Below are 11,555 nucleotides of genomic sequence, written 5' to 3' on the forward strand. Positions count from 1 at the left end.
AGAGCGCCGTCTGCTGCAGATATCCGCTCACGCGGATGCGGCTGGCCGGTACAGCCCGGTGAATAACAGGTATAATCCGGCAGATTAGCCAACAGATTCAGGATCGGACATGACCAAACTTACTCTTCAGGAGCAGATGCTCAAAGCCGGATTAGTCTCCAGCAAAAAAATGGAAAAAGTGCAGCGCACGGCCAAAAAGTCACGCGTGCAGGCGCGCGAAGCGAAACAGGCCGTTGAAGAGAATAAAAAAGCGCAGCTTGAGCGTGATAAGCAGCTTAATGATCAGCAGCGTCAGGCGGTGCTGGAAAAAGAGTATAAGGCGCAGGTAAAGCAGCTCATTGAGATGAACCGCATCACCATTGGCCGGGGTGATATCGATTTTAATTTCACCGACAACAATCTGATTAAAAAAATTACCGTTGATAAAACGACGCAGACGCAGCTTATCAACGGGCGTCTGGCGATTGCCCGGCTGGTTACGGAGAAAAGCGACTACGCCATTATTCCGGCCAGCGTGGCGGATAAAATTGCGCAGCGCGACGCCAGCGCGATTGTGCTGAACAGCGCGCTGAGTCAGGAAGCGCAGGATGAGGACGATCCATATGCTGATTTTAAAGTGCCGGATGATCTGATGTGGTAAGCGCTCTGGCGTTCAGAACGGGGCCGGCAGCTGCAGATGCAGCGGCTGCTGGCTGACCGGATGAACAAACCGGATCGCACTGGCGTGCAGCATCAGACGCGGCGCCTCTTCTGTTCCCGGCAACTGCCGGCCACCATAAAAGTCGCAGCCCAGAATCGGGTAACCCAGCAGCTGGCAGTGCAGACGCAGCTGATGGGTACGTCCGGTTTCGGGCATCAGCATCACCCGCGTCAGCGGCGGCCCTTCAGGCGGGAAAAGGCGTGCAGTCACCTGATAACGCGAGCGCGCAGGTTTACCCTTTACCGGGCACACCGACATCAGCGGAAAGTGCGCGGGATCCTTTGCTATCGGCGCATCTATCACGCCTTCGTCATCGGGCAGATGACCGCACAGTAGCGCGGTATAGGTTTTTTCCACCCGGCGCGTACTGAACTGCGCGGAGAGCGCAGCGTTAATCGCTTTGTTCCGGGCGATGATCATCAGGCCGGATGTGCCAAAGTCGAGCCGGTGCACCAGCGAACAGCCGGGATAGCGCTGCAGCAGCCGGTAATGCACCGAATCGCTATTTTGCGGATTCTTACCGGAGAGGCTCAGCAGACCGGCGGGCTTACCTATCACCAGCAGGTGCTCATCCTGCCAGACTACCGCGATCTGTTCATGGCACGGCGGTGCAATAAACGCGTCAAAATCAGCAGACATAGCACATCCTAATCGGGCTAACGGGCGCTGATGATAGCGGATTGATGCGGGTCAGTCGCGGCTTTTCCAGCGGTTCTGCAGATAGCGCACGGCCTCCTGCGTCTGCGGCTGCGACAGATACCCTTCCCGGAAGAGAATGGTGCCATCCACATCCGGCAGCGACTCATTCAGCTCAATCTGCTTTTGCAGTTCGGGTACCCCATTCTGACGCGTCCAGTCGGGCTCCATTTTAGACGCCACGCCCACTTTATAGAGCGCAACGCCAATGTAGAGCTGCACCGGCGTCGGACGGACCACGTCCGCCCACCAGCGGGTCAGCACGTCATAGCGCGCTGCTGCGCGGGCAAACGGCCAGTAAAGCTGCGGCGCGATATAATCCAGCAGACCACGCTGAACCCAGAGGCGCGTATCGGCGTAGGCCTCGTCGTAGGCGGCTGCCCCGCGCGTATCGGAACCCGCCGGGTCGTGAGAGAGATTGCGCCATACTCCAGCCGGACTGACGCCAAACGCCACGCCGGGCCGCACTTTTTTAATCGTGCGGGAAACCTGTTCAATCAGCTGTAGCGTGTTATTGCGCCGCCAGTCAGCTTTAGTGGTAAAACCGGCGCCATATTGCCGAAAAGTCGCACTGTCATTCAGAGGAGAGGCCGCGGTTTCCGTGTAGAAATAGTCGTCAAACTGCACGCCATCCACGGCGTAGTGCGAAACAACTTCAGCCACGATGCTGGTGATCCAGTCGCGTGCGGCGGGAATACCCGGGTCCAGTACCAGCCGGTCGCTGGCAGTGCGGATCCAGTCAGGATGCAGCACATAGACGCTGGCAGGCTGCTGCGCCAGCGTACGCTGTAGTTCGCGCAGGGTGCCGGGTTTGACGTTAGTCGAGACGCGATAGGGGTTAAACCAGGCGTGCACTTTTATGCCACGCTGATGGGCTTCTTTCAGCAGAAACGCCAGCGGATCGTAGCCGGGATACTCTCCGATATGGCCGGTCAGGGTATCGGACCACGGCAGGATCTTTGAGGACCAGAGCGCGGTACCGTCAGGCTTGACCTGGAAAAACACTGTGTTGATCCCGAGCTGCTTTAACTGGTCCAGTTTTGCGATAAGCGACGCCTGCTGCAGACGCACACGCTCAGGGTGTGCAGCCGTCACCGATGTCACTGGCGGCCAGTCGAGGCGCGAAACGGTGGTGAGCCATACGCCGCGCATCGGCACGCGCCGGGCGTCCGGAGCAGGCGTTACCGGCGGCTTTGCCGCGGGCGGCAGCGGCAGCGGCGTCACCAGCGACTTCGGGGGGGTACCGGCACAGCCTGCCAGTAGCAGCGCCAGCGCAGCGGTGCGCAGCAGCGCTGTCAGATGAAAACGCGATAAACAGGCTATGGTAAACTCCCTTTATAAACGGCTAAAACTGGCGCTGCCATTGTCAGGGCATGCGGCAGAAAGTCAACCTTAACGGGTGGTGCAGTGTCGCCATCCACGCGCGGGAATAAAAAATATGCAATATGAAGATCTCTATCGCCGCATCGGACAGATTATTTATAGCTGCGGGCCTGAGAACGCACGTCAGCTGACGGTACAGGCTGAACTGTTTGCTGATGAGGAGGGGGGACAGTATCAGTTTAACTATCTGGATGAGCAGGGCGAACCTGACTGGTTTGAGCCTGATGCGCGTGCCGTAGGCGACCTGACGGAGGCGCTGAGAGCGTTTCAGCACTATTTCATTGAGCATGAACTGTCACCGGGCCAGCCCGTCTGGACGCACTGCGTGGTGAAAATTGATGTGCCGGAGTCAGCCATCAGCATCGACGTATACTGAAACCGGGCATCCCTGCCCGGCACTGTGACTCAGGAACGAACGGCGACCATTCTGGCGTGGCGGCGTGCCGCGCGTTTGCGGTGTACCAGCCGGCTGGCAGCCAGCACCAGCAGCGTCAGAATAGCGGTTGCGATGATCTCCGGGCGATGCTGCTGATTAAACAGCATGGAGCCCAGCACGCCGATGATAAACACAATGGTTGCCCAGGTGAGTCCCGGGAAGAGCCACATGCGGTAGCTCAGGACCTCACCACGCGCCTCGCGCTTTTTACGCAGCACCAGGTGAGAGGCTGCAATAACCAGATAGACCAGCAGCGCAATGGCTCCGGAGCTGGCCAGCAGGAACTCAAAGACGGCGCTGGGTGCCACGTAGTTGGCAAATACCGCCAGAAACGCCGCTGCGGTTGAGAGCAATACCGCAACCCATGGGGTACCGCTGCGCGTGGTGCGTGATGCGGCCGCGGGGGCATCCTGACGGCGCGACAGCGAAAACAGCATACGCGAGGCGGTATAGAGCGCAGAGTTCAGGCAGCTGCAGACGGCAATCAGTACCACAATATCGACAATCAGACGCGCGTGCGGGATGTTCATTATCTCCATAGCGGTCTGATAAGAACCGTTCTTCATCAGCGCCGGACTGTTCCACGGCACCAGCGAAATTACCAGGAAAATTGACAGCAGATAAAACAGCGCGATACGCCAGATGACGGAGTTAGTCGCCTGGGTGATCTGCTTTTTCGGTTCACGCGACTCCGCTGCGGCAATGGTGACAATCTCCGTGCCCATGAAAGAGAACATCGTGGTCAGAATAGCCGCCAGTACGGCGCTGATTCCGTTTGGCATAAAGCCTTTGGTATCCCAGAGATGTGAGATCCCCTGCGTATTGCTGCCGGGCAGCAGGCCAAATACCGCCAGGCTACCGGCGACCAGGAAGCCGACGATTGCCACCACCTTCAGCAGGGCAAACCAGAACTCAAACTCGCCATAGTTTTTCACGCTGAACAGATTACTGATGGTCAGAAACGCCGTAATCGCCAGGGTATATTCCCAGACGTCTACCTGCGGAAACCAGCCGTGCAGGATAGTGCCTGCGGCGTTAGCTTCAAGCGGGATCACCAGCACCCAGAACCACCAGTAGAGCCAGCCGATGGTAAAACCGGCCCAGCGCCCCAGCGATTTATCAGCATAGGTGGAAAAAGAGCCGGAATCAGGCGAGGCGACGGCCATTTCAGCCAGCATGCGCATAATCAGCACCACCAGCGTACCGGCGGCAATATAGGCGAGCAGCACCGCCGGTCCCGCTTCGGCGATGGCGTGACCGGATCCGACAAACAGGCCGGCCCCGATAACGCCGGCAATAGATAGCATCCTCACGTGGCGCGGCTTCAGGCCTGGTGCCAGTACGTCGGCATTCTGAGCAGTCATAGTTTTTTCTCCGAATCGTCTCTCAGGCGACGTACAGCGCCGCCTGGCGTGAAGGTGGACAAGTCAGGCCTGCAGCGGACAGGCCTGAGGTGCAGCGCGGTTTAACGCTGCGGAGTGAGCAGACCGCCGAGAATATCGAGCGCCTGACGGAACTGCGCGTCCGGAATCGTCAGCGGATAGAGGAAGCGGATGACGTTACCCTGCGGTCCGCAGGTCAGCAGCAGCAGCCCCTGCGCCATCGCCTGCTGCTGCAGCGCCTGTGCACTCTGCGCATCAGCAAACTCCACGGCCACCATGGAACCCAGCGCGCGGATATCGGTAATAGCAGGCTGCGTGGCGCGTACTCCCTGCAGAAATTCGGTCAGCGCAGCGCCAAGCTGTACGGAGCGTTCGCAGAGCTGCTCTTCGGCGATGACATCCAGCACCGCGTGCGCTGCCGCAATAGAGAGAGGGTTACCGGCATAGGTTCCCCCCAGGCCGCCGGGACCGGGCGCATCCATAATTTCTGCTCGTCCGCTGACGGCGGAGAGCGGCATACCGCCGGCGAGGCTTTTTGCCATAGTGATAAGGTCCGGCTCCACGCCATAGTGTTCCATGGCAAAGATTTTTCCGGTGCGGCCAAATCCGCTTTGTACTTCATCAGCAATCAGCAGAATGCCGTGCCGATCGGCCAGCGCGCGCAGCTGCGTCATAAATTCAGGGGGGGCGATATGGAAGCCACCTTCGCCCTGGACCGGCTCCAGCACGATCGCGGCCACATCCTGCGGGGCGATATCCTGCGTAAAGAGGTCATCCAGACTTGCCAGCGCATCTGCTGTGGTGATGCCGGTGACGCTGTTTGGATAACGGGCGTGGAATACGGAGGCGGGCATCGGGCCAAAGTCGCGCTTATAGGGAGCCACTTTGCCGGTCATCGCCATGGTCATAAAGGTGCGGCCATGAAACGCATTGCCAAAGGTGATGATACCGTGACGCCGCGTGGCGGCGCGCGCAACCTTAACGGCATTCTCTACCGCTTCAGCACCGGTGCTGAAAAACGCGGTTTTCACTTTACCGGCGATAGGAACCAAATCGTTAATGCGTTCCGCCAGCGCAACATAGTTCTCATAAGGCGTGACCTGGAAAGCGGTATGGGTAAACTTCTCTAACTGATCTTTGATGGCCTGCACGACGCGCGGATGGCGATGGCCGGTGTTCAGAACCGCAATACCGCCGGCAAAGTCGATCCAGCTATTACCTTCAGTGTCGCGCAGCGTGGCGTTTTCCGCCTGCTCAACAAACCACGGGCACAGGTTGCCGGTGCCGCGTGGCAGGGCGTCATCTTTACGTTGTTGCAGCTGGCTGTTTTTACCTTCCATAACCTTTCCTTAGCGATAAGCTTCTTTACAAATCACGACAAACACGCTTATTTATGCCTGCAGCGGCACAGGTTGCCAGAGCCAATTCAACGAAAAAGGATGGAGCCAATTGCGGAGTTTGTATGCCGATCATGTTCTGGAACGTCTGCAATTTGTTGCAGAGGGCACGCTGCAGCAGCGCCTGCTTATCTGCATGCAGCAGGCGATTGCTGAAGGTATTTTCCCGCGCGCCTCGCGCCTGCCCGCCACGCGCGATCTGGCACGCGAGCTGGCGGTATCGCGTAATACGGTGCTGAACGTCTATGAAAATCTCATTGCGCAGGGATACGTCACGGCGCGCACCGGCAGCGGCACCTGGATTGCTGAAACGCTGCCTGAGGGGTGTCTGAACAGCCCGCAGCGCGTTCCTGAGCCTGCTGCCGCGTTGACAAAACCTGCTGCGCTGTCGCGACGGGGGGCAACCCTGCTCGGCCACGCCAACGCCTCACCGTGGCAGTGGGGCGCATTTGTTCCGGGCGCGCCCGATGTGCGTCAGTTTCCGCATAAGCTGTTCAGTCAGATCCAGGCGCGGCTGAACCGCGATCCGGAGATAGAGCGGCTGATCTACAGCAGCAGCGGAGGCTGTCCGCTGCTGCGTCAGGCGCTGGCGGAGTATCTCAGCGTGGCGCGTTCGGTACGGGCGGACGCCGACCAGATTATTATTACCGAGGGTGTGCATCAGGCGGTGGATCTGGTGACGCGCGTGCTGTGCGACGCGGGGGATCCGGTCTGGATCGAGGAGCCAGGCTACTGGGGAACGCGTAATTTGCTGCGCATCAACGGCCTTAAAATCCAGGCGAAAGCGGTGGATGAGCAGGGCATCATTCCAGATCTGACGTCGCGCAGTAAACCGCCAAAAATGATATTTGTGACACCGTCACACCAGTATCCGCTGGGCGTACATCTTAGCCTGGAGCGTCGCAGGCAGCTGCTTGATTTTGCGCGAAAACATAAAAGCTGGCTGGTAGAAGATGACTACGACAGTGAATTTCGTTTTTCCGGCCAGCCGTTTCCGTCGCTGCAGGGCTTTGAGGCGGATGCACCGGTTATCTATATGGGCACGTTCTCTAAAACGCTCTATCCGGCGCTGCGGCTGGGCTATCTGGTGGTGCCAAAAGCGCTGGCACAGCCGCTGCGGCTGGCGGCAGCGGAGCTATACCGGGGCGGTCACCTGCTGATCCAGCGCGCGCTGGCAGAGTTTATTCAGAAAGGGCATTACATGGCGCATATCCGCCGCATGCGCAAGCTTTACAGCCAGCGGCGGCAGTTTCTGACCGGGCTTATCTCCCGCTATCTTGGGGAGGCGTTTATGCCTGCGGTGAACTATCAGGCGGGTCTGCATCTGGTACTGCCGCTGCCGCAGGGGTGTGATGACGTGGCGATAGCTGCGCTGGCGCTCAGGCGCGGCGTGAAGGTGCGTGCGCTGTCGCAGTATTATATGCATCCGCAGGAGAAACGCGGTTTACTGCTGGGATATGCCTGCGTTGACGAGCGTCAGTGTCAGGATGCGTTTGGCGCGCTGAGAGGCTGTCTGCTGGAGGCGGGCGTGATCGCGCGTGGCAGCGGCACGGAAAATCTGGCATAAAAAAAGCCGGCAACCCGTGAAGGTTGCCGGCCTGATGTCAGCCGGAGAATCAGGCGCTCAGCAGCTGATCGGCGGTTTTTTCCACCAGAGCCAGCAGCAGCTTGATATCATCCAGCGTCACGGTCGGATTCAGCAGCGTCAGCTTCAGGCAGGTCACACCCTGATTTTCGGTCACGCCTACGTTAGCGCGGCCCGACTCCAGCAGCACATCGCCGATGCGCTGATTAAACAGGGCAATCTGCGCGATATCGGTGAGCTGCTGCGGACGATAGCGGAACAGCACGCTTGCCAGCTGCGGCTGCATCACCAGCTCCAGGCGCGGTGTCGCTTCAACATACTGCGCCACTTCCTGCGCCAGCGTGACGCCGTGGTCGATAATTGCCGCATACTGTTTCTGACCCAGCGCTTCCAGACCCATCCACAGCTTCAGCGCATCGAAGCGACGCGTGGTCTGCAGCGATTTAGAGACCAGGTTTGGTACGCCCGCCTCTTCATCAAACTCAGAATTCAGGTAAGCCGCCTGATAACGCATCAGTTCATAGTGACGCGCATCCTTCAGCAGAAATGCGCCGCAGCTGATGGTCTGGAAATATTGCTTATGGAAGTCCAGGGTAACGGAGTCCACCATTTCCAGGCCATCCAGATAGTGGCGATACTTCTCTGACAGCAGCAGCGCGCCGCCCCATGCCGCATCCACGTGCACCCAGATGTTACGTTCAGCAGCAATGGCAGCAATTTCGCGCAGCGGATCGATAGCGCCTGCGTCAGTGGTACCCGCCGTAGCAACAATCGCCAGTACCTGTTCGCCATTCGCTTCAGCCTGCGCCAGTTTGGCCTGCAGATCGTTGACGTCCATGCGCGCAAAGTCATCCGACTTCACCTGAACCACTGACTGATAGCCGTGGCCGAGCAGCGCCATGTTCTTTTGTACGGAGAAGTGCGCATTTTCAGAGCAGAACACTTTCATCTTACGCAGATCGCCGGTGATGCCATCCTGCTGCACCGAATGTCCCTGGCGGGCAAAGAAGGCATCACGCGCCAGCATCAGACCCATCAGATTGCTCTGGGTGCCGCCGCTGGTAAAGACGCCCGCGTCGCCGGCAGCGTAACCCACCTGAGCACGCAGCCATTCAATGAGTTTGACCTCAATGATGGTCGCTGATGGGCTCTGGTCCCAGGAATCCATGCTCTGGTTTGTGGCGTTGATCAGAACTTCAGCGGCCTGGCTTACCACCAGGCTTGGGCAGTGCAGATGCGCCACACACTGCGGGTGGTGCACTGACAGGCTGTCTTTCAGGAAATACTCAATTGCGCGCTCAATCGCGGCCTGGTTACCCAGGCCGTCAGGATTGAAGTCAAGCGCAATTCGCTCGCGCAGTTCGGCAACCGTTTTGCCCTGATACATCTCAGGCTGTTGCAGCCACTGCACAACCGCGGCGCTGCTCTGGGCAATCGCCTGCTGATACGCCTCAATGCTCTGCGCAGAGCCGGCCAGAATCGGGTTCACTTCACTCATTTACTTTTCCAGTCAAACAGGTTTGACGCCAGCGCCCAGCAGCGCCTGCTCAAATTTATCCAGGAATACAGCCAGCTCTTCGTTTGTGATAAGCAGGGACGGCAGCAGGCGCAGGACAGAACCGTGACGGCCGCCGCGCTCCAGAATCAGGCCCGCTTCGAAGCATTTCTTCTGCAGCAGCGCAGAAAGCTCGCCATCTGCCGGGAAGCTGCCCATGTGATCGGCTGGCTCATCAGGCTTAACGATTTCGATACCGATCATCATGCCCATGCCGCGAATATGACCGATAACCGGGAAGCGCTGCTGCATCTCTGCCAGCTGTGCTTTCAGCCATTCACCCTGTTCCGCAACTTTGGCAGCAATATTCTGCTCGGTCAGCACTTTCAGGGTAGCCAGACCAGTCGCCATCGCCAGCTGATTGCCGCGGAAAGTACCGGTATGGTGTCCTGGTGACCAGGCATCAAACTGCTTTTTAATGCCCAGCACAGCGAGAGGCAGGCCACCGCCAACCGCTTTTGACATCACGATGATGTCCGGCTCAATGCCGGCGTGTTCAAAGGCGAAGAATTTGCCGGTGCGGGCAAAGCCTGCCTGAACTTCATCCAGAATAAGCAGGATGCCGTGCTCCTGCGTGACTTTGCGAATGCGCTGCAGCCACTCTGCCGGTGCCGGGTTCACGCCGCCTTCACCTTGGACCGCTTCCAGAATAACGGCTGCCGGCTTGCGCACGCCGCTTTCTACGTCATTGATCAGGTTATCGAAGTAGTAGGTCAGCGCTTTCACGCCTGCGTCGCCACCGATACCCAGCGGGCAGCGGTACTGGTGCGGATAAGGCATAAACTGCACTTCCGGCATCATGCCGTTAACCGCTTCTTTTGGCGACAGGTTGCCGGTCACCGCGAGCGCGCCGTGCGTCATGCCGTGATAGCCGCCTGAGAAACTGATAATACCGCTGCGGCCGGTGACTTTTTTCGCCAGCTTCAGCGCAGCTTCAACGGCGTCCGCGCCGGATGGGCCGGTGAACTGCAGGCAGTACTCTTTGCCCTGGCCTGGCAGCAGAGAAAGCAGAGATTCAGAGAATTGATCTTTCAGCGGTGTGGTCAGATCAAGAGTATGTAACGGCAAGCCGCTGGTAATGACATTTTGGATGCTCTGCAGAACATCAGGATGGTTATGACCAAGTGCCAGCGTCCCTGCGCCAGCCAGACAGTCAAGATATTGCTTATTCTCAACATCCGTAATCCACACGCCGCTGGCTTTAGCGATGGCTAAAGGCAATTTGCGCGGGTAACTCCTGACGTTTGATTCAAACTCAGCCTGACGGGCTAAGAATGCGTCGTTGTTTCCGTTGAATGAGCTGGCACCAAAATTATCAATACGGACTTTATCCGTCATCATATCTCTCCTTCAACCGGGGCTCGCAGTGGCTGGCCGATTGACTAATTGAACAAAAAAGTATCAGTAATGTAAAAAGCGCGGCCAATATAGAGCCTTTTGCCTCACATCACAATGATTAATTTTGTGTAGAATTGTTTATTCTTTTCATATACGAATCATAACGTTGGACAGAAACTGGCCGCTGTTATTTCTCCGCTAAAATAGCCAGCTTTAAATTATCGAATGAATAAAGAGACTTATACCCGCCAGTGAAAGCCACGGACCAAACGGAACAGGGCGGTCTGGCCGCTGAAAACAGCAGGGTTTGATAAAGATCACAAAAATCAGCGCGCTGCCGCAGGCGATAAGCAGCAGCGCCGGCAGCAACGTCCAGCCAAGCCAGGCACCCAGCGCTGCCATTAATTTTGCATCCCCCAGTCCGATGCCGGGCTGATTTCTCAGCAGCTGATAGCACCAGCCGGTAAAGCGAATCACGCTATACCCGGCCGCTGCGCCGGTAACGGCATCACGAAGCGTACCGGGCATCGCATCACCGGCATGCAGTAGCAGGCCAAGCCAGAGCAGCGGCAGCGTAATCGCATCCGGCAGCAGCAGATGCGTCATATCGATAAGCGAAAGCGCCAGCAGTGACCATGCCAGCAGCAGTGCGGCAATCAGGCGGCTGTCCGCGGGCAGCAGCTGCATCAGCAGCAGGGCGATCAGCGACGTCGCGGCCTCAGTAACCGGATAACGACAGCTGATAGGGCCATAGCAATCGCGACACCGGCCGCGCAGCAGCAGCCAGCTCAGCACCGGGATCATGTCATACCAGCGCAGGGCGCGTTCACAGTGTATGCAGCAGGAGGAGGGAGCCAGCAGGGAAGTGAACGTGGCCGCCCCGGCGATGTGTCGTGGCAGCCGGTACACCACAACGTTAATAAAACTGCCCGTCGCCAGCGACAGCAGCGTCACCATTACCAGCATCATATTCTCCTCCTTCTCACATGACGTAATTCATCTGCGAGTAACCTACCTGATATCCGGCGAATGAGGTATTTAAAATCAATATTTTCAGCGCTTTGCAGAAAAAATTGCGCGCCA

10 protein-coding genes are annotated in these 11,555 nt (G+C 57.9%); 3 read left to right on the top strand and 7 right to left on the bottom strand.

The features are described 5' to 3' along the window. Positions 1-109 precede the first annotated feature (109 nt). A complete protein-coding gene (locus tag FS690_RS11590) occupies positions 110-640 on the top strand; it encodes a DUF2058 domain-containing protein (protein WP_094112280.1) in 531 nt (176 codons plus the stop codon). Positions 641-652: 12 nt separating this feature from the next. Here FS690_RS11590 and FS690_RS11595 read toward each other — a convergent pair whose 3' ends face one another. Continuing rightward, the gene (locus FS690_RS11595; protein WP_145339648.1) at positions 653-1,339 is read right to left on the bottom strand and encodes an RluA family pseudouridine synthase; all 687 of its coding nucleotides are present in this window, start codon (positions 1,337-1,339) and stop codon (positions 653-655) included. 51 nt (positions 1,340-1,390) lie between these two features. Further along, positions 1,391-2,719: a glycoside hydrolase family 10 protein gene (locus FS690_RS11600; RefSeq protein WP_304485925.1), complete on the bottom strand. Its 1,329-nt coding sequence runs from the start codon at positions 2,717-2,719 to the stop codon at positions 1,391-1,393. Positions 2,720-2,834: 115 nt separating this feature from the next. On the opposite strand from FS690_RS11600, the gene FS690_RS11605 reads away from it, so the two are divergent. Beyond that, the gene (locus tag FS690_RS11605) at positions 2,835-3,155 is read left to right on the top strand and encodes a hypothetical protein (RefSeq protein WP_040113465.1); all 321 of its coding nucleotides are present in this window, start codon (positions 2,835-2,837) and stop codon (positions 3,153-3,155) included. A gap of 29 nt (positions 3,156-3,184) precedes the next feature. Here FS690_RS11605 and gabP read toward each other — a convergent pair whose 3' ends face one another. Both gabP and gabT read right to left on the bottom strand, forming a co-directional pair. Continuing rightward, a complete protein-coding gene (gabP, locus tag FS690_RS11610; protein ID WP_071668316.1) occupies positions 3,185-4,579 on the bottom strand; it encodes a GABA permease in 1,395 nt (464 codons plus the stop codon). 101 nt (positions 4,580-4,680) lie between these two features. Continuing rightward, positions 4,681-5,937 (bottom strand): 4-aminobutyrate--2-oxoglutarate transaminase, encoded by a 1,257-nt coding sequence (gene gabT, locus FS690_RS11615; RefSeq protein WP_104085669.1) that lies wholly within the window; start codon positions 5,935-5,937, stop codon positions 4,681-4,683. A gap of 109 nt (positions 5,938-6,046) precedes the next feature. Between gabT and FS690_RS11620 the strand changes: the two genes are divergently transcribed. Beyond that, a complete protein-coding gene (locus FS690_RS11620; RefSeq protein ID WP_175540448.1) occupies positions 6,047-7,561 on the top strand; it encodes a PLP-dependent aminotransferase family protein in 1,515 nt (504 codons plus the stop codon). Between the two features lie 49 nt (positions 7,562-7,610). On the opposite strand, the gene FS690_RS11625 is transcribed toward FS690_RS11620, so the two are convergent. From FS690_RS11625 to FS690_RS11635, 3 genes are all read right to left on the bottom strand, one after another. Further along, a complete protein-coding gene (locus FS690_RS11625; protein WP_040113468.1) occupies positions 7,611-9,077 on the bottom strand; it encodes an aspartate aminotransferase family protein in 1,467 nt (488 codons plus the stop codon). Positions 9,078-9,089: 12 nt separating this feature from the next. Beyond that, the gene (locus FS690_RS11630; RefSeq protein ID WP_071668318.1) at positions 9,090-10,472 is read right to left on the bottom strand and encodes a diaminobutyrate--2-oxoglutarate transaminase; all 1,383 of its coding nucleotides are present in this window, start codon (positions 10,470-10,472) and stop codon (positions 9,090-9,092) included. A gap of 213 nt (positions 10,473-10,685) precedes the next feature. Then, positions 10,686-11,441 (bottom strand): A24 family peptidase, encoded by a 756-nt coding sequence (locus FS690_RS11635; RefSeq protein WP_145339649.1) that lies wholly within the window; start codon positions 11,439-11,441, stop codon positions 10,686-10,688. Positions 11,442-11,555 lie beyond the last annotated feature (114 nt).

The organism is Pantoea sp. PSNIH1 (assembly GCF_007680655.1).
Lineage (GTDB): Bacteria > Pseudomonadota > Gammaproteobacteria > Enterobacterales > Enterobacteriaceae > Pantoea > Pantoea eucrina.

Bases quoted from the DNA above. Each gene is read 5' to 3' on its own strand.
- FS690_RS11590 (WP_094112280.1), top strand. From the start codon at position 110: ATGACCAAACTTACTCTTCAGGAGCAGATGCTCAAAGCCGGATTAGTC.
- FS690_RS11595 (WP_145339648.1), bottom strand. From the start codon at position 1,339: ATGTCTGCTGATTTTGACGCGTTTATTGCACCGCCGTGCCATGAACAG.
- FS690_RS11605 (WP_040113465.1), top strand. From the start codon at position 2,835: ATGCAATATGAAGATCTCTATCGCCGCATCGGACAGATTATTTATAGC.
- gabP (WP_071668316.1), bottom strand. From the start codon at position 4,579: ATGACTGCTCAGAATGCCGACGTACTGGCACCAGGCCTGAAGCCGCGC.
- gabT (WP_104085669.1), bottom strand. From the start codon at position 5,937: ATGGAAGGTAAAAACAGCCAGCTGCAACAACGTAAAGATGACGCCCTG.
- FS690_RS11625 (WP_040113468.1), bottom strand. From the start codon at position 9,077: ATGAGTGAAGTGAACCCGATTCTGGCCGGCTCTGCGCAGAGCATTGAG.
- FS690_RS11630 (WP_071668318.1), bottom strand. From the start codon at position 10,472: ATGACGGATAAAGTCCGTATTGATAATTTTGGTGCCAGCTCATTCAAC.
- FS690_RS11635 (WP_145339649.1), bottom strand. From the start codon at position 11,441: ATGATGCTGGTAATGGTGACGCTGCTGTCGCTGGCGACGGGCAGTTTT.